16 protein-coding genes and 1 pseudogene are annotated in these 17,371 nt (G+C 73.3%); 10 read left to right on the plus strand and 7 right to left on the minus strand.

The window, feature by feature from the left end; all coding sequences use genetic code 11:
* Positions 1–123 precede the first annotated feature (123 nt).
* Positions 124–744, plus strand: a complete 621-nt coding sequence (locus tag ACIRRH_RS28360) for a hypothetical protein (protein ID WP_403073074.1) — start codon at positions 124–126, stop codon at positions 742–744.
* On the opposite strand, the gene ACIRRH_RS28365 is transcribed toward ACIRRH_RS28360, so the two are convergent.
* The gene (locus tag ACIRRH_RS28365; RefSeq protein ID WP_403073076.1) at positions 741–1,910 is read right to left on the minus strand and encodes an NAD(P) transhydrogenase subunit alpha; all 1,170 of its coding nucleotides are present in this window, start codon (positions 1,908–1,910) and stop codon (positions 741–743) included. The genes ACIRRH_RS28360 and ACIRRH_RS28365 overlap by 4 nt on opposite strands.
* A gap of 130 nt (positions 1,911–2,040) precedes the next feature.
* Here ACIRRH_RS28365 and ACIRRH_RS28370 point away from each other — a divergent pair, with 130 nt between their 5' ends.
* Both ACIRRH_RS28370 and ACIRRH_RS28375 read left to right on the plus strand, forming a co-directional pair.
* Complete coding sequence (locus tag ACIRRH_RS28370) at positions 2,041–5,607, plus strand: hydantoinase B/oxoprolinase family protein (protein WP_403073078.1); 3,567 nt, start codon at positions 2,041–2,043, stop codon at positions 5,605–5,607.
* Between the two features lie 816 nt (positions 5,608–6,423).
* A complete protein-coding gene (locus tag ACIRRH_RS28375) occupies positions 6,424–7,464 on the plus strand; it encodes a zinc-binding alcohol dehydrogenase family protein (protein WP_403073081.1) in 1,041 nt (346 codons plus the stop codon).
* A 351-nt stretch (positions 7,465–7,815) separates the two neighbouring features.
* Here ACIRRH_RS28375 and ACIRRH_RS28380 read toward each other — a convergent pair.
* From ACIRRH_RS28380 to ACIRRH_RS28395, 4 genes and pseudogenes are all read right to left on the minus strand, one after another.
* Positions 7,816–8,055, minus strand: a pseudogene (locus ACIRRH_RS28380) (hypothetical protein); the annotation flags it as partial.
* 100 nt (positions 8,056–8,155) lie between these two features.
* Positions 8,156–9,484 (minus strand): acyltransferase, encoded by a 1,329-nt coding sequence (locus ACIRRH_RS28385; protein WP_403073084.1) that lies wholly within the window; start codon positions 9,482–9,484, stop codon positions 8,156–8,158.
* Between the two features lie 67 nt (positions 9,485–9,551).
* On the minus strand, positions 9,552–9,914 hold the full coding sequence (locus ACIRRH_RS28390) for a hypothetical protein (RefSeq protein ID WP_403073086.1): 363 nt from the start codon (positions 9,912–9,914) through the stop codon (positions 9,552–9,554).
* Between the two features lie 192 nt (positions 9,915–10,106).
* Entirely contained in the window at positions 10,107–10,310 is a 204-nt protein-coding gene (locus tag ACIRRH_RS28395; RefSeq protein ID WP_043910359.1) for a cold-shock protein, read from the minus strand.
* Positions 10,311–10,649: 339 nt separating this feature from the next.
* Between ACIRRH_RS28395 and ACIRRH_RS28400 the strand changes: the two genes are divergently transcribed.
* The 4 genes from ACIRRH_RS28400 (at position 10,650) to ACIRRH_RS28415 (ending at position 12,303) form a co-directional block, all read left to right on the plus strand.
* Complete coding sequence (locus ACIRRH_RS28400) at positions 10,650–11,060, plus strand: hypothetical protein (RefSeq protein WP_403073089.1); 411 nt, start codon at positions 10,650–10,652, stop codon at positions 11,058–11,060.
* Between the two features lie 172 nt (positions 11,061–11,232).
* Complete coding sequence (locus ACIRRH_RS28405) at positions 11,233–11,661, plus strand: Hsp20/alpha crystallin family protein (RefSeq protein ID WP_403073092.1); 429 nt, start codon at positions 11,233–11,235, stop codon at positions 11,659–11,661.
* A gap of 55 nt (positions 11,662–11,716) precedes the next feature.
* Positions 11,717–11,995, plus strand: a complete 279-nt coding sequence (locus ACIRRH_RS28410) for a dsRBD fold-containing protein (protein WP_403073095.1) — start codon at positions 11,717–11,719, stop codon at positions 11,993–11,995.
* A 143-nt stretch (positions 11,996–12,138) separates the two neighbouring features.
* Positions 12,139–12,303 (plus strand): hypothetical protein, encoded by a 165-nt coding sequence (locus tag ACIRRH_RS28415; RefSeq protein WP_403073097.1) that lies wholly within the window; start codon positions 12,139–12,141, stop codon positions 12,301–12,303.
* Between the two features lie 94 nt (positions 12,304–12,397).
* Here ACIRRH_RS28415 and ACIRRH_RS28420 read toward each other — a convergent pair whose 3' ends face one another.
* Positions 12,398–13,939, minus strand: a complete 1,542-nt coding sequence (locus ACIRRH_RS28420) for an FAD-dependent monooxygenase (protein WP_403073099.1) — start codon at positions 13,937–13,939, stop codon at positions 12,398–12,400.
* 65 nt (positions 13,940–14,004) lie between these two features.
* On the minus strand, positions 14,005–14,637 hold the full coding sequence (locus tag ACIRRH_RS28425; RefSeq protein ID WP_403073101.1) for a TetR/AcrR family transcriptional regulator: 633 nt from the start codon (positions 14,635–14,637) through the stop codon (positions 14,005–14,007).
* A 259-nt stretch (positions 14,638–14,896) separates the two neighbouring features.
* Here ACIRRH_RS28425 and ACIRRH_RS28430 point away from each other — a divergent pair, with 259 nt between their 5' ends.
* The 3 genes from ACIRRH_RS28430 to ACIRRH_RS28440 all read left to right on the plus strand — a co-directional run bounded on the left by ACIRRH_RS28430 (position 14,897) and on the right by ACIRRH_RS28440 (position 17,280).
* Positions 14,897–15,286: an SCO5389 family protein gene (locus ACIRRH_RS28430; RefSeq protein WP_403073103.1), complete on the plus strand. Its 390-nt coding sequence runs from the start codon at positions 14,897–14,899 to the stop codon at positions 15,284–15,286.
* Between the two features lie 211 nt (positions 15,287–15,497).
* The gene (locus ACIRRH_RS28435; protein ID WP_403073105.1) at positions 15,498–16,529 is read left to right on the plus strand and encodes an LLM class flavin-dependent oxidoreductase; all 1,032 of its coding nucleotides are present in this window, start codon (positions 15,498–15,500) and stop codon (positions 16,527–16,529) included.
* Positions 16,530–16,665: 136 nt separating this feature from the next.
* On the plus strand, positions 16,666–17,280 hold the full coding sequence (locus tag ACIRRH_RS28440; RefSeq protein ID WP_403073106.1) for a hypothetical protein: 615 nt from the start codon (positions 16,666–16,668) through the stop codon (positions 17,278–17,280).
* The last annotated feature ends 91 nt before the right edge of the window (positions 17,281–17,371 follow it).

Here is a 17,371-nt window from a genome sequence, read left to right on the forward strand (position 1 = left end):
GCCGCCGCGGGGAGCCGGAGCGGTCCGTCACCCGTCGTGCACGGCCGGGGTCCACCATGGCGAGGCGTCTGCGCCGGATCGGGGCGAGACTGGTCCGGGGGCCGGAGGACAGGAGTGACCGCGATGTCTGACGGCGCAGGCCACGGGTACCGCGCCCTGATCGGCGAGCTGGCCGCCCTGGTACGGCTGGCGGACACCGCGCTGGGCGGCGCGACGGCCGTGCTGACGGACCCGGCCGACAGCGGGGACGGGATCCCGGCCGCGGAGAAGGCCCTGGAGGAACTGCTGACCCGGATCGAGGAGGACGCGGCCGCGCCGCCCGCCGGCCGGGCCGGGGTCGTCGTCGGTGTCCACGTCGGGTGCGAGGTGGAGGCCCTCGGACGGCTGGTGCAGCGGCTCCTGGAGGCCGCCTGGGCCCGCCAGGAGCGGGAGCCGCTCGACGAACGCCTGCGGGCCCCGCTGCGCGGGCTCGCGGACGCGGCGCTGGACCTGGTCGCCCGCTCCGCCGACGTCCTGGAGTCGGGGGCGCCCGAGGGTGTCGCGGACGTGCTGACGGGGCTCCACGAGGTCGGACAGCGCCAGCGGCTGCTGTACGAACTGCTGCTCCGCGAGCGGGGGACGGATCCGGTGGACGTCACCGACCTCGTGCTGCTGTCGTGCTGCTACCAGCAGTGTGCCGACCGGGCCGGGGCGATCGCCCGGCACGCCGTGCAGTTCTCGCACGCCGACGGCGGCGGTCACTAGGGCAGGCCGGCGGCGGCGGTCGCCTCCATCAGCAGCCGGCCGGTGGGTTCGTGCCGTACGGCGCCCCGGTCGGTCACCAGCATCGGGCCGAGGACCGGGTCCCCCGCGAACGGCCCGCCCCGCAGCAGACGATCGAGCAGCGCCAGCACGTTGTGGGCGTACGCCCGCGAGGCGGTCCCCGGAACCCGCGCCGCGAGTTCCCCCGCGGCGATCACCGTGGCCCCGCCGCCGTCGCCTCCGTCGCCGTCCGGCGTCGCGGTCCCCGGCAGGGCGCCCTCGACGTTGCCGCCCTCCGAACCGCCCGCCAGGTCCACCAGCACCGTGCCGGGGCGCAGCCGCGCCGTCGTCGCCACGTGCAGCAGGACAGGCGGCAGCCGGCCCGGCGTGGCGAGGGCCGTCACCACGATGTCGTACCGCACGGCGGCCTCGGCCAGCCCCGCCGCCCAGGCCGGGCGCTCCCGGTCCAGGGCCTCCCACAGCTCCCGGTCGTCCGCCACCGGGCGCAGCCCGGGCAGGTCCAGCAGTTCGGCTCCCAGGGCGGCGACCGCGGCCCGCTCGCGGTGGCGCGGTTCGACCGCGTGGACCGGAGCGCCGAACCGACGGGCGGTGTCGATCGCCTGGAGGCCCGCCGGCCCGGCGCCGACCACGAGCACCCGGACCGGATCGAACGGTCCGTCCGTGGTGCCCCACGGGGGCAGGCAGCGGTCCAGGCGCTCGGCGGCGAGCAGCACCGCCCGGTACCCCGCCACCCTGGCCTGGGAGGCCTCGGCGTCGAGCGGGTACGCGGCGGGCAGGTCGGGCGCCAGGTCGAGGCCGATCGCCGTCACGCCCCGGTCCGCCCACTGCCGTACCAGGTACGGGATCCGCTGGGGCCGCAGCAGCGCGGCCAGCACCTGGCCCGGGCGCAGCTCGCGCACCGGATCGACGTTCGGCGGATGGATGCCGATCAGCACGTCGGCGCGGCACAGCAGCTCCGCCCGCCCGGTCACGGAGGCGCCCGCGGCGCGGTAGTCCGCGTCGTGGTGGCCGGCGGGCACGCCGGCGCCGGGCTCCATCAGGACCGTCACGCCCAGCCGGCCCACGGCCGGGACCAGGTCCGGCACCAGGGCCACCCGACGCTCGGCGGGGACGGTCTCCCGCAGCACCCCCACCGTCGCGGCCGTCATCGCTGCCTCCACAGGGTCGGCCTCCAGGCCCAGTATGTCCCGTTTGCCCCGCCAGTTCGCCCGGTCGGATACTCGTGCGCAGGGCTGCTCGCGCACGGAACGCCACGCGGCACGGCGGAGGGAGCCGGTCATGGCAGCCAGGGGCTGGCAGTTCTGGGTGGACCGGGGCGGGACCTTCACCGACGTGGTCGCACTGGCCCCGGACGGCCGGCTGCTCACCCACAAGCTGCTCTCGCACGACCCGGCCCGCTACCGCGACCCGGCCGTGGCCGGGATCCGGGCCCTGCTGCCGCCCGACGCGGACCTCGAAACGGACGTCGACTCGGTCCGGATGGGCACCACGGTGGCCACCAACGCCCTGCTGGAGCGCACCGGCGAGCCGACCGTCCTGGTCGTCACGCGCGGCTTCGCGGACGCGCTGCGGATCGGCTACCAGAACCGGCCGCAGATCTTCGCCCGCGAGATCGTGCTGCCCGAACCGCTGTACACCCGGGTGGTCGAGGTGGACGAGCGGATCACCGCCGACGGCGAGGTGCTGCGCCCACCCGACCTCGACCGGCTCGCCGCCGACCTGCGCGGCTGCCTGCGCGACGGCATCCGCTCGGTCGCGGTGGTCTGCCTGCACAGCTACCTGCATCCTGCCCACGAGCGGGAGATCGGGCAGCTCGCCGGGCGGCTCGGCTTCGACCAGGTGTCGCTGTCGAGCGAGGCGAGCCCGCTGATGAAGCTGGTACCGCGCGGGGACACCGCCGTGGTGGACGCCTACCTCGACCCCGGGCTGCGCCGCTACGTCCGGCAGGTGACGTCCCGGCTCGCCGGTGTCCGGCTGATGTTCATGCAGTCCAACGGCGGGCTCGCCGAGGCCGGGCACTTCCGGGGCAAGGACGCCATCCTCTCCGGCCCGGCCGGCGGCATCGTCGGCATGGTGCGGATGTCCGCGCTGGCCGGCCACGAGCGGGTGATCGGCTTCGACATGGGCGGCACCTCCACGGACGTCTCGCACTTCGCGGGCGAGTACGAGCGGGTGGTCACCACCCAGGTCGCCGGGGTACGGCTTCGGGCACCGATGCTGGCCATCCACACCGTCGCGGCGGGCGGCGGCTCGGTGCTGCGCTTCGACGGCGAACGCCTGCGCGTCGGACCGGACTCGGCCGGCGCAGACCCGGGACCGGCCTGCTACCGGAACGGCGGGCCGCTGACCGTCACCGACGCCAACCTGCTGCTCGGCCGCATCCAGGCCCGGCACTTCCCGCAGGTCTTCGGGCCGGACGGCGACCAGCCGCTCGACACCGAACAGACCCGGCGCCGCTTCACCGAGCTCTCCGCAAAGATCGGCGACCTCTCGGTCGAGGAGGCGGCCGAGGGCTTCCTGCGGATCGCGGTGGGCAACATCGCCAACGCGATCAAGCGGATCTCCGTCCAGCAGGGCCACGACGTCACCCGCTACGCCCTGACCACCTTCGGCGGCGCGGGCGGCCAGGTCGCCTGCCCGGTGGCTGAGGCGCTGGGCATCCGCACCGTCCTCGTCCCGCCGATGGCCGGAGTGCTGTCCGCGCTCGGCATCGGCCTGGCCGACACCACCGTCCTGCGCGAGCAGGCCGTCGAACGGCCCGTGGCGGAAGAGGAGATGGGCGCCGTACGGGCTCTCGCCGACGAACTGGCGCAGGCGGCCACGGGTGAGCTGCTCGACCAGGGAATCCCGCCGGAACGGATCGACGTGGCCCATCGGGCCCGGCTGCGCTACCAGGGCACCGACACCACGATCGGCGTCCCGTTGGGCGAACCGGCCGACATGCGGGCCGAGTTCGAGGAGCGACACCGGTCCACCTACTCCTTCCTGATGGACCGCCCGCTGGTGATCGAGGCCCTCGCGGTCGAGGGCACCGGCCTCACCGAGCAGCCGGAGCTCGACACCCTCTCCCCCGTGGCCACCACGGCCGGGCCCGTCACCGTCCGGCTGTACACCGGCGGCACGTGGCACCGGGTCCCGCTGCTGGAACGCGAGTCGATGCGCGCGGACGACACCGTCACCGGCCCCGCCGTGATCGCCGAGGCCAACGCCACCACGGTGGTGGACACCGGCTGGAAGGCCAGCGTCACAGCCGCCGGACACCTGCTCGTCGAACAGGCCGGAGCCACCGCCGAGGAGGCCGTCCCGACCACTGCCGACCCGGTCCTGCTGGAGATCTTCAACAACCTCTTCATGGCGATCGCCCAGCAGATGGGCGCCCGGCTGGAGTCCACCGCCCAGTCGGTCAACATCAAGGAGCGGCTCGACTTCTCCTGCGCGCTCTTCGACCCGGACGGCAACCTCGTCGCCAACGCCCCCCACATCCCCGTCCACCTCGGCTCGATGGGCACCACCGTCAAGGAGGTGCTGCACCGGCGTGGTCGGCAGCTGCGCCCGGGCGACGCCTACGCCGTCAACGACCCGTACCACGGCGGCACCCACCTGCCCGACATCACCGTGGTGACCCCGGTCTTCGACCCGGACGGCAACGAGGTCCTGTTCTTCGTCGCCTCCCGCGGCCACCACGCCGAGATCGGAGGCACCTCCCCCGGCTCGATGCCCGCCGACAGCCGCGAGATCCACGAGGAGGGTGTGCTCTTCGACAACTGGCCGCTGGTGGCGGACGGACGGCTGCGCGAGGAGGAGACCGTCCGGCTGCTCACCGAAGCGCCGTACCCGTCCCGCGACCCCGACACCAACCTCGCCGACCTGCGCGCCCAGATCGCCGCCAACCGCAAGGGCGTCGACGAGGTCAACGCGATGATCGAGCACTTCGGCCTCGACGTCGTCCAGGCCTACATGCGGCACGTCCAGGACAACGCCGAGCAGGCGGTGCGCCGCGCCGTCGACGGCCTGAGCGACGGCTCCTACCGCTACGAGACCGACTCCGGCGCCGTGATCGCCGTCTCCGTGCGGGTGGACCGCCGGGACCGCAGCGCCACCATCGACTTCACCGGCACCTCGGCGCAGCTCGACAGCAACCTCAACGCCCCCTCCGCCGTCGTCACCGCCGCGGTCCTGTACGTCTTCCGTACCCTCGTCTCCGACGACATCCCGCTCAACGACGGCTGCCTGCGCCCGCTGCGGATCGTCGTGCCGCCCGGTTCGATGCTCGCCCCGCAGTACCCCGCCGCCGTCGCCGCGGGCAACGTCGAGACCTCGCAGGCCATCGTCGGCGCGCTCTACGCCGCGCTCGGCGTGCAGGCGGAGGGGTCCGGAACGATGAACAACCTGAGCTTCGGCAACGCGGAGCACCAGTACTACGAGACCATCGCCTCGGGCTCCGGCGCCGGCCCGGGCTACGACGGCGCGGACGCCGTCCAGACCCACATGACCAACTCCCTCCTCACCGACCCCGAGGTCCTGGAGTGGCGTCTGCCGGTCCTCGTCGAGGAGTTCGCCGTCCGCCCGGACAGCGGCGGCACCGGGCGCCACCACGGTGGCAACGGCGTCCTGCGGCGGCTGCGCTTCCGCGAGCCGATGACCGTCAGCCTGCTCACCGGTCACCGCCGCGTGCCCCCGTACGGCCTGGCCGGCGGCTCCCCGGGCGCGTGCGGCGCCAACCGGGTCCTGCGCACCGACGGGACCGCCGAGGACCTGCCCGGGTGCGGCAGCGCCGAGGTCGCGGCCGGCGACGCCCTGGAGATCCGCACGCCGGGCGGGGGCGGCTACGGAGAGAGCCGGTGACCTGACTCGGATGGTCGACCCGGTCGTCGCCTCAACCACGGGTGATGAGGCTGTCGTTGAAGAACGGCACGGCCTCCTGGAGGCACGCTCGACGCACCCGGGAGGCTCGGTCAGTACGGCAGTGGGCGCCCCGAGGGGGTGCGCAGGTCCAACGGCGGCTGCGGGCGCCGCGGCCCCGAAGGACGTTTGACCACCCTGATCACGGCCATCTCCCTCACCTCCTCGATCACGGAACTTGACAGGACGTCTTCCCGCACAGCGCCGTTCTACTCCCCTGTCCGGCCGCCGTTTCCCGGCAGCGCCCGGAGGTCGCGGCGCCAGGCCAGGGCCCGATGGCCCACGACTCCGGCGCGTCGTGGGCCACTTGAGGCGCCGGAGGAGAGCACCGGTCGTTCGGCCCGTCAGGGAAGGTGGGCGTTGAACACGGGATTCAGCTCGCTTCCGCCCTGGTGACAACCCGCCAGCTTCCCCTTTCTTGCCCGGGGTTCGGACGAACTGCGCCGTGCGGTTGTCCGCCGCCGTACGTCCGCGCCTTCGCCCCCGAATCCGCCCGCACCGGCACGGCTGGAGCGCCCGCCGGCTGGCACACGCCCTCGGCATCGGGGAACACACGGCCGCCGGGATCGTCGCGCACGCCCGGAGGCAGCCATGCGCCGTGTCCTCCGCTTCGCCGACCTCGGCCGGGAGGGCGTCGGCCTGGTCGGTGGCCTGGAGCCGCTCATGAAGCGGGCGGTGTCGGCCGCGGAGCAGGAGACTTGATCCCGGGCGATCCCGGCCCCGACGGCCAGGAGCACGGTGGACAGGCAGGAGGCCGCGATGACCACGACGGAACCCCTACCGACGGAGACCTGGGCCTGGGTGGTGGACCGCCCCGGGCCGGTCGACGGGCCACGACCGGGCCCGCTGATGTGGGAGCGGCGGGCCCTGGAGGCTCCCGGGCCCCGGGAGATCCTGGTCGAGGTGGAGGCCTGCGGGGTGTGCCGCACCGACCTGCACCTCGCGGAGGGCGACCTCTCCCCCAGGGTGGCGCGGTGCACGCCCGGACACGAGGTGGTCGGGCACGTCCTGGCCGCCGGGGCCGAGGTCGAGGAGTTCACCGTCGGGGACCGGGCCGGGGTCGCCTGGCTGGCCCGGACCTGCGGCAGCTGCGGGTACTGCCGCAGCGGGCGGGAGAACCTCTGCCCCGAGTCGCGCTACACCGGCTGGGACCGGCACGGCGGCTACGCCGGCCACCTGACCGCGGACGCCCGCTTCGCCTACCGGCTGCCCGAAGGCCCGCCCGCCGAGGAACTGGCCCCACTGCTGTGCGCCGGGATCATCGGCTACCGCGCCCTCGAACGCGCCGAACTGCCGACGGGCGGGCTGCTGGGCATCTACGGCTTCGGCGCCTCCGCGCACCTGACCGCCCAGCTCGCCCTCGCCCGAGGCGCGAGCGTGGCCGTGTTCACCCGGGCCGCGGCGGCCCGGCGGCTGGCGCTGGACCTGGGTGCCACGTTCGCCGGCGATTCATACGACCCACCACCGGAACCGCTGGACGCCGCCATCCTCTTCGCCCCGGTCGGCGAACTGGTGCCGGTCGCCCTCGCGGCCCTCGACCGCGGCGGCACGCTCGCCGTGGCCGGCATCCACCTCACCGACATCCCGGCGCTGAACTACCAGCGGCACCTCTTCCAGGAGCGCACGCTGCGCAGCGTCACCGCCAACACGCGGGCCGACGGACGCGCCTACCTCGCGGAGGCCGCCCGCACCCGCCCGTCGGTCCACGTCAGCCGCTACCCCCCTCGCCGGGCGGACGCTGCGCTCGCGGACCTCGCCGCGGACCGGGTGACGGGCGTCGCGGTGCTCGTCCCGGAGTAGTGCCGCCCCACCCGTCCGGGCTCCCGGCCTGCGGCCCGGGGTCGCAGGCCCTGCCCCGCCCGCTCGGTCGCAACCGGCGATGCGGTCGGAGCGGGTGGCAGCCCCCGGACGGTCCCGCCGATGGGGCCCAGCCGATGGGGCCCCGTGGTGGGCCGAGCGGCCCTGCCACCCCGCCCGTGGCAGCGGTCTGCTGGGAACACAGGCCCGCTCCACCGCCCCGGGCCCTGACGAGCGGAGGCACCGTCCGTGCTGACCGACGAATCCCGCACCGGCACCCAGCAGCTGCCGCACACCGCCTGCGGGCGGACCGCCGTCCACGACGGGCAGGCGGCGGACGCCGGTGCCGCGGAACGTGCGGTAGGCGGTGTCCAGGTCGTCGTCGGCGTCCACGGTGACGATCGGGGCGGCAGCCGCCCGGTCGGCATGCTCACCGTCGACGACCTGCTGCGCGACGTCGTCCAGCGGCTCCTCGACCTGCTGGTGCCGGTCTCCCGCAGTGCCCTGCGGGAGCCCGCCACCTGACCGCAGGACCGGGACACCCGGGGCAGCCGATCCCCCGTGCTCCTCGACTCGACCGGCAGGCCCGGTCACGGCTCCACGGCGAGAACCGGCTCGTGGTCATCCCGGGTGCCACCCACCCGTTCGAGGACCGGGGCACTCGAAGAGGCCGCCGACTCGGTCGCGCGGTGGTTCACGGCCCATCTCGCCCCGGCGTCGGACCTCGCGCCCCGGGCCCGGCGCACCGAGGCCGACCCCGCCGAGAGCGCCGGCGGCGGGAGAACAGCACCAGCAGGAACCCGCCGACGTACAGCGCGAGGACGGCCCCGGCGGGCTGCCCGGCCGGGGCGAGGCCGTTGACGGCCAGTCGGGCCAGCGCGGGCAGAACCGCGGCCAGACCACAGACGAGCAGAGCGGCCGACATCCGCCCGCCGTCTCCCGGGCCGGCGGCGAGGCGGCGCAGCGGCCGCTGCGCCCGTTGCACGGCCAGGACCAGTGGGACGAGCAGCAGGGCCAGGACGGTGACCCAGAGCGGGCGCAGCACCCACCACTGCCGGGCGCCGATGGCGGGCTGGGGCGCGATCCCGGGCGGGTAGAACATGATCGCGACGATCACCACCGGAATGGGGTGCCACAGGTAGACCGTCATCACCGCCCGGTTGAGGCGGGCGAGCCGGTCCTGCCGCTCCGCTGTGGCGAGCAGACGCCGCCCGGCCGGTTCCGCCGCCAGGAGGAGGCCGCACTGGGTCGCGGCGAAGGCGAGCAGGGCGATGGACGGCGGCGTGGTGTTGCCGGCGCGGCTGCCGGTACCGATCATGTCCACCGGGAACGGTCCCCAGGCCAGCAGGCCCGCGAGGAGGACCGCACCGGCCGCAGCCAACACGACCGGACGCCGGCCGCAGGTGAGTCGACCGTCGTGCCAGGCGAATCCCCACTGGTGCATGGAGCCCCACACCAACAGGTAGTTGGCGAAGCCGACCACCGGCAGTCCCGGGCCCAGGACCGCCAGATCCACGGCCGCAGCGGCGATCGCCATCACGAAGGGCACCCGCAGGCCCCATCGGTGATGCGCGGCGAGGAGCACGGGAGTGAGGGCGATCAGCAGCAGGTAGACCGGCAGGAACCACAGGTGCAGGGCGATGTACCAGCCGGTCTGCGCGAGTTCGCCCGCGCCCGCGCCGCTTGCCCGGGCCACGGTGACGCCGAGGAAGGCCGCGGCCACGTACACCGTGGTGGGCCAGAGCAGCCGCAGGCCACGTCGGCGCACCCAGCTCGCCCAGTCCCCTTGACGTCGGCGGTGCTCGGTCCAGGAGGCCGCGTTGGCGAAGCCGCCGACCAGGAAGACGGCCGGCATCACCTGGAAGAGCAGTGTGAGCCAGCGTCCCCAGGCCACGTACTGCAGCGCGTCCTGGCCCGCGAGCTGCCCGTTCCGGTAGGTAAGGTTCGTCAGCAGCCAGTGGCCCAGAACGACCGTGCCGATCGCCCCCACGCGCAGGAGGTCCGCGTAGCGGTTGCGTTCCACGGTTCGACTCCCGGCGGTTGTTCGGGCTCCTCCGCGTGGGGCCGGGTCCCGGGAGCGGACGGAGCCGTCATCCCGTGTCTCGGCGGCCCTTCCGGGCCGCGTCGGCAGTCGTCGCTGCGGTCCCCGGGCCGGTGGTGTCAGCAGGCGAGCCGCTCCCGGCGAGGCTGGTGACGGCGGTGTCACAGACCGGGCAGGCGTGCCGGTGCCAGCGCGGCGGGCACCAGGGGTCACCCGGTGCGACGGGGTGGGGTGAGTCGGGTTGCATGTCGCGGGTCGACAGCCCGCAGAGGGTGAGCTGTGCCGGGGTGGGTGTGCCGGCGGCGACGTGGACCCGGACGACGGGTGCCTTCAGCGTGGCGGGCTGTTTGTCGGCTGTGAGGATCCGTATGTTCATCGGTCCGTCCAGCTCCAGCAGTGCGATGAGATCCATACCCCCACCGTGGCCTGCCCGGGCACCCTGTGCATCCGGTCGTCGGCGCGCGGGTGTACTCGGCAGGTGTCGGGGACGGGCCCTGCGAACCTCCGGGTGCGGCCATCGTGGAGGGTGCGGCTCGCTACTGGCGGAGACGGGAGGGCGCCACGCACGCGGATCCGTGCGGGGCGCCCTCTCGTGTGCAGGAGGTCAGGCGGGGCGGATGTGCTCCGCCTGCGGGCCCTTCTGGCCCTGCACGACGTCGAAGGTCACCCTCTGGCCCTCCTGGAGTTCACGGAATCCCTGGGCGTCGATGTTCGAGTAGTGGGCGAACACGTCAGGGCCGCCGCCGTCCTGCTCGATGAAACCGAAGCCCTTCTCGGCGTTGAACCACTTCACGGTACCGGTAGCCATGTGCTTCTCCTTCGTGGGGACTGATCGGGTCCCACGGGTGCGGGCCCGGAGGTGATCGCCTTGGTCCGGAGAGGCATTGACCAGCAAAAACGCCCACGGCATGTAACCGCGGGCGAGAACTTCGGAACCACGACTGCTTGATCAGAACGTTACACCGCCGGAGATCCGGCGGCCAGGGAACCGAGCCGGACACGACGTGCCATGGCTGTCGCGCCCACAGGCGCCTGGGTCGACGCCGAGCCGCCGGCGGCGGACAGGGGCGGGACACCCGCACCGAACGGATGCGGGAGTCCCGGCACTGGCAGACCCTTGGAGGAGAACCGACTCCGGAGGAGAGCGATGACCGGTGCCAGTGCCTCACGGGAACCGAGCGCCATGGTGCACATGTCGATCTCCGGTGCGCCATCCGTGGCGAACGTGGTCGCCGATACGGTGGGGCAGTCGTTCAGGCTGATCGCTGTCCCCGGTCCTGGCACCGCGAGGGACTACGTCTCACTCGCCGACCAGGTGGTCCACACCCGCTGGCAGGTGGACACGTCGGCGCCGATCACGGAGGCCCCCGCACAACCGGTCGCCCACGCAGACGTCGGTGCCGACTCGGTGAAAGTGGAGCTCGACGGCAGAGCCGATGCCGTGGCCAAGGTCTCGAAGCTGATCCGCGCCCGTTTCCGCGCCGGCCCCCCGACGGGATTCTCTCAGGCGTTCGAAGTGTGGCCGTCGAGTCCGCCGGACGCCCCGGACCGGCCATGACCGAAGCGGCATGCACGGCCGCATTCATCCGGTTCCGACGGGGCCCAGTGGTGGGCCGAACGGCCCTGCCGTTCCGCTCCCGGCAGCGGTCTGCTGGATACGGAGGCCCGCTCCCCACCCCCGGGCCCCGACTGCACCCGGAAACGACCCCATCTCCTCTCTGGAGGCCATCATGGCCAGTGACCTGCGCAGAAGATTCCCGTTCGGCGGACGGTGGCCCTCGCTGCCGGACCTCTTCGAGGACTTCCCCACCGACCTCCGCCTGCCGCGCGGCACGCACATGATCCGCATCGAGGAGTCGGTGGCCGACGGCATCTACCAGCTGAAGGCCGAACTCCCCGGCGTCGACCCCGACAAGGACATCTCGATCAGCGTCGACGACGGCATGCTGACGGTCCAGGCCGAACGCGCCGAGGAGAAGAAGGACGAGCAGCACTCGGAGTTCCGCTACGGCTCGTTCAGCCGCAGCGTCCGGCTCCCCGCCGGCGTCCGCGACGAGGACGTCACCGCGTCGTACGACCGAGGCGTCCTGACCATCCGGGCACCGATCGGCGAGGCCGCGAAACCCGCCCGCAAGATCGAGATAACCCGGGGTGGTTGATCCCCACGTCCGGGCCCGGACACCGCTCCGGGCCCGGCAGACCCTGGAGCCGGAGATGACCACGAAGACCCCGACACCGATGCGCACCAAGCGCTGGACCCTGCGCCTCGACCTCTTCGAGGAGGGCGACGCCACCAAGGTCCACGCCGTCCTCGACACCGGTGACACCACCCTGGAGAGCCGTACCACCGCCCACCGCAATCCCCACGACCCGCCCGTGCCCGAGATCGGCGACGAGTACGCCGCCGCCCGGGCCCTGATCGACCTCGGCCACCGGCTCCTGCGGGCCGGCCGCGTCGACGCGGCGGCGAATGAGGCCGTCCGGAACGGCTGACGGAGCCCGCCCCGGACGGTCCCGGTTTCGCACGCTCTCGGCGCTGGAGGCCGAGGGTGCGCTCACCCTCAGGGTCGTGGCGTCCACGGTGGCGCGCCCCCTGCTCGCGGAACCCGGGATCAGGGGGCAAGGAGCTGCTGTCGGTGTCCGAGCGGTTCGGTTCCGAGCTGCTCCACATGGGATTCGTGTCCGCGGACTTCCTCGTCCTCTCGCAGAACCTGTTCGATGTCGACGCCCGCCGGATCCACGAGACGAACGTGCCGGCGACCTACCTGCGCGGCTCACGGGTCCACGACGCGAACGCGTGACCGCTCCCGGGCCGGCCCGACCGATCCGGAGTCGGGCCGGCCCCAGTCCCCCGCGCGGCCGGGGCGCGGGAACCGGGGCCAGGGCTGCTGCTGCTCAGACCGTGAACCAGCGCTGGACGGCCGCCCGCAGCGCCGCCAGCTCGGCCGGGTCGGGGCGGGGTGAGCCGCAGGCCCAGGCCACGTAGCCGTCGGGGCGGATCAGCAGACCGGTGAGGCCGGCCGGGCCGCCCTGCGCGATGACGAGGTCGACGGCATCCTGATCCTCCGCCAGCACTGCCGCCGGCGACTGATCCTCGGTCAGATCGATCAGCAGCGGTCGGGCACTCCTGGCGAGTTCGGCGAGCCGGACCTTTCCCGTCCCGGTGATCAGCTCCGACTCCGGAGCGAAGTAGCCGACTGCGGGGTGGGCATCGGTGATGCCCATGTCGTAGCGCACGTCGGTGCCCGCGGTGAGGTGGGCGAGGTGCTGGACGACCTCCTTGCGAGTGAGCAGCTCGGCGAAGAGTTCGCGCAGGGCGGTGGTGTCGCTCCCCGGTGCGGTGAGCGCGGACTGTGCCTCGGCGTTGAGCACCATGCGGCGGGCGGCCTGGCGGCGCTCGGTGTCGTAGGTGTCGAGCAGGCCGGGCGGGGCGGTGTCGCGCAGCGCGGCGGCGAGCTTCCAGCCGAGGTTGGCGGCGTCCTGCAGGCCGAGGTTCAGCCCGGGGCCGCCGCCGGAGGTGTAGACGTGGGCGGCGTCGCCGACCAGGAAGACCCGCCGGTCGCGGAACCGGTCGGCGACCCGGGTGTTGCCGCCGGTCAGCCGCCGCAGAACATGCGGGTCCGGCCCGTCCGGCGGGCCGAGCGGCAGGTCGGCGCCGAGGACCCGACGGATGCTCGACTCCATCTCGGCCAGGGTCATCGGCTCGTCGGTCGCGGGCTGGTCCCATTCGGTGGTGCTGACCAGCGGTGGCCGGCCGGGGAACGGCGCGTAGGAGAAGCCGCCCTGGTCGGTGCGGTGGGGCAGGAAGGGCAGGACCGACCCGTAACCGGGAATTGTCAGGGCGCCGTTCACCGGGTCGACCCAGTCGGCCGGGACGGTGGCGTGGGCGGTGCGGTTGGTGCGGCGGTCGTAGCTGACACCGGGAAAGGCGATCCCGGAGAGCTTGCGGATCACGCTGCGCGCGCCGTCCGCGCCGACCACGTAGCGGGCGCGCAGCTGCTGGTCGCCGTCGGGACCGGTGACGTCGAGGGTGACGGCGTCCTCGTTCTGGGCGACGGCGCCGACCCGGTGTCCGCGGCGCAGGTCGACGCCGAGTGTGCGGGCGCGTTCTTCCAGGACCTCGACGATGCGGTGCTGCGGGGCGGCCAGGCCGAAGACCGGACTGGCGTCCAGCAGGCCGAGGTCGAGGCCCATGGCGGCGAACATGAAGTACGCGGAGTTCGGCTGCGGAGGCTCCGGGCTGCCGCTGAGCGGCTCGTACAGGCCACGGTGGTCGACCAGGCGCACCACCTGGCCCAGCAGGCCGTTGGCCTTGGGTTCGGTGCTGGGCTGCGGGAGCTGCTCCAGCACGATCGGGTGGATGCCGGCCAGACTCAGTTCGCAGGCCAGCATCAGCCCGTTGGGGCCGCCTCCCACGATGATCACGTCGGCTGTCACGGTCACGTCTCCTTGGTGCGAACGGGAAAGGGTGGCACCGGAAGCGAGTTGGTCGCCGCTCTGCGCTACGGGACGGGCAGGCCGGCGGCGAGCTGCTCGAAGACCTGGGCCAGCACCGCGCCGAGCTGCACGGGTTCGTCGGCGCGCAGGCTGTGCTCGACGGCCACTGCGCTGCCGGCCGCGACCACGGACGCGACCAGCTTCGGGTAGACGTCGCGTTCGATGTCGGTCCCGGTGCGCTGCGCGATGGCCTTGGCCAACTCCTGCTGGGCGGCGGCGTTGGCCTTGACGATCTCACCGGCCAGCGCGGGTTCGGCCAGCATCAGCCGCACCCCCTCACGCCAACGATCGTTCTGCGAAGCGGAGTTGTCCGGCGGTACGAACTGTCCCTGGACGGCGTGGAGCAGCGAGTCCCACAGCCCTTCGCCGACCGGGCGGGCGAGCAGGTCGTCGGCGACTCGGAGCATCCGCTCCAGGTGACTGGCGGCGATCGCCTCGGCCTTGCCGGCGAAGTAGTTGCGGAAGGTACGAACCGAGACGTTGGCCTCGGCGGCGATCTGATCGACCGTCACGTTGTCCCAGCCGTGCAGGACGCAGAGCCGGATCGCCGCCTGGCTCAGCGCGACCCGGGTCTCCCGCTTCTTTCGCTCGCGGAGTCCGGGCTGCCCGGTCGTGCGGGCCTCGTCTGCAGGTGCCATGCGAGCAGCGTAGGGCAAATCTTGCCGCCACGGCAAGATTTCCAGAATGGCAAGTTTTTCCAGAGCTCACCCACCGGACCGCGATGACGCCATACGGCCACCCGCCCCCGCCGTCAGCCCTTCGGGGGGCGGCGCTTGACAGGGCATCAGGGCGACCGGGAGAGTCTTTCTTGCAATGGTTTTCATCTTCGATAACCGGTGCGGGTGACTGCTGCCCGCCACGGGTCGAAGCCCGACGCATCCCCGAAAGAGGACCTCCATGTCGCTCGACGTCTCCCCCGCCCTCCTCGCCCAGGCCCAGCAGGGCCGCGTCGACGAGGCCGACTTCCTCGACACCGTCCGCACCTCGCTCCCGTACGCCTACCAGGTCGTCGCCGGGCTCAGCACCGAACTCGCGGCCGGCGGCGCCGAGTTCACCACCGACAACACCACGCCCAGTGACGAGCAGCGCGCCCAGCTGCTGCGCGCGCTCGCCAGCAACGCGATCCGGGGCAGTCTGGAGAGCCACTTCGGGGTGAAGCTCGCCTTCGTCAACTGCCACCGCGTCGGCGCATTCCGCCCGGGCGCCGAGGACGGCGCGGCGTACCGCGAGTTCACCTCGCTGCACAACCAGATCCGCAACCAGAGCCCGGAGCTGCGCAGCTGCTGACGGCCGGCCCGGACACGATCCGGGCGCGCGGGCTCCCACCCTGCTCGACGGGGTGGTAGCCCGCGCATGTGACCGCCGCATTGCGCCGTATTGCGGGCCGGTGTCCGGATCGCGCGCCGATCTTGTCGGGCAGCGGGGCGGCTGCGTACGTTCGGAACGCACCACCCGACCGGCCCACCCGGGGCCGCCCCCTCACCCTGCGGAGCCCCTTATGTCGCCGGCCCCTCGCCCACTGCGGAACCTCGGCTTCCTGACCATCGGGCTCTTCGACGAGGCGGACCCTCGCCGGGGCCACGAGTCCACCCTCGACCTCATCACCCTCGGCGAGCGGCTCGGCTTCGACAGCGCCTGGCTGCGCCACCGCCACCTCCAGTACGGCATCTCCTCCCCGGTCGCCGTGCTCGCCGCGGCCACCCAGCGCACCAGCCGCATCCAGCTCGGCACCGCCGTCACCCCGCTCGGCTGGGAGAACCCGCTGCGCCTCGCCGAGGACCTGGCCACCGTGGACGTGCTCTCCGGCGGCCGGCTCAACCCCGGCTTCAGCGTCGGCCCGCCCACCCACTACGAGCACGTGCGCGACGCGCTCTACCCGGACACCGGTGAGCAGGAGGACTTCGGCCCTGGACGCGCCGAACGGCTGCTCGCCCTGGTCCGCGGCGAGGACGCCTCCGACTTCGCCGGCACCGAGGGCATCGAGGTGTACTCCCGCCGGGTCCAGCCGCACTCCCCCGGCCTGGCCTCCCGGCTCTGGTACGGCGCCGGCAGCCTGCGCTCGGCCCGCTGGGCCGGCGAGCAGGGGCTCAACCTGCTGACCAGCAGCGTGGTGAAGGCGGAGGACGACGAGGGCCCACTCGACTTCGCCACCATCCAGGCCACCCAGATCCGCGCCTTCCGTGAGCGCCACCCCGACGGCGAACGCGCCCGGGTCTCCCAGGGCCTGGTGGTCATCCCCACCGACAGCGCCACCCCCGAGCAGCGTGCCAGGTACCAGGCCTACGCCCGCGCCCGCACCCCGCGCACCCTCGCCCCACAGGGCCCGGCCCGGCTGCTGTTCGCCCCCGACCTGGTCGGGACGTCCGAGGAACTCGTCGAACGGCTGCACGCCCACGCCGGCTACCGCGAGGTCGACGAGGTCGCCTTCGCCCTGCCGTTCACCGTCGAGCACCAGGACTACGTGCAGATCCTCACCGACCTGGCGACCCGCCTCGGACCCGCCCTCGGCTGGGATCCCGGGCAGGACTGATCGATCGCCAACGCGCGGGAAATCCCGGCAGGTTGAGCCGCAACCGGATCGCTGCGGGGTGCGTGCCAAGCGAATACCGACGGCCGAACGGCCGAACGGCTTCCGGGGGGACACCGTGATCGGACCGTACGACGCCATGCCCGTACCACCGGCCCTGCAACCGTGTCCGAGCTGCAGGCTCGTCGACCAGGTCCGCAGCGTACCGGCCGTCTACCGGGCCGGAAGGAGCACGGAGACCGTCCGCTCGCACATGGACGACCGCCGGCACACCGAGACCCGCGTGGTCATCAGCGAACTCGCCCGGGCGCTGGCCCCCGCCCCCGACCGCCACCCCGAACGCGCTCCGGTCGTGCTGGGCGTCCTCGCCCTCTTCGGGACCGTCGGCGCCTTCTTCGCCGCCGAAGCCCAGAGCGATCAGGATGCGTTCGTCAGGATCAACTTCTCGACCGGGCCGGCCCTGTCCCCCTCGTCCCCCGACACCGGCACCCTCTACACGCTCTCCGGCATCGGCCTGGTCGTCGCGATCGCCCTGTTCGTGACCGCCGCACTGCTCCGCGTCAACGCCAACCGCGAACTCGCCGGCCGTCCCCAGGCCGAACGTCTCTGGTCCCAGGCCTGGTACTGCGCCCGCTGCGGCACCGCCCACTTCTCACCCGGCGCCGGGCAGGGACCGGCGGCCTTCAGCCTCCGGGAGTTGCGCCGCCGGGTCTGGACGGCCGGCGGCTACGGCCACCTCGCGGACCGCTACTAGGGCACGTATTCGGTCGTGATCAATCTGTGTGATTCACCTTCGCGGCGGGTCCTGATCCGGTAGACCGTGGTGTGTGACGCGAGCGCAACTG

Origin of the sequence: Kitasatospora sp. NPDC101235 (assembly GCF_044767505.1) — a bacterium.
Classification (GTDB): Bacteria; Actinomycetota; Actinomycetes; order Streptomycetales; family Streptomycetaceae; genus Kitasatospora.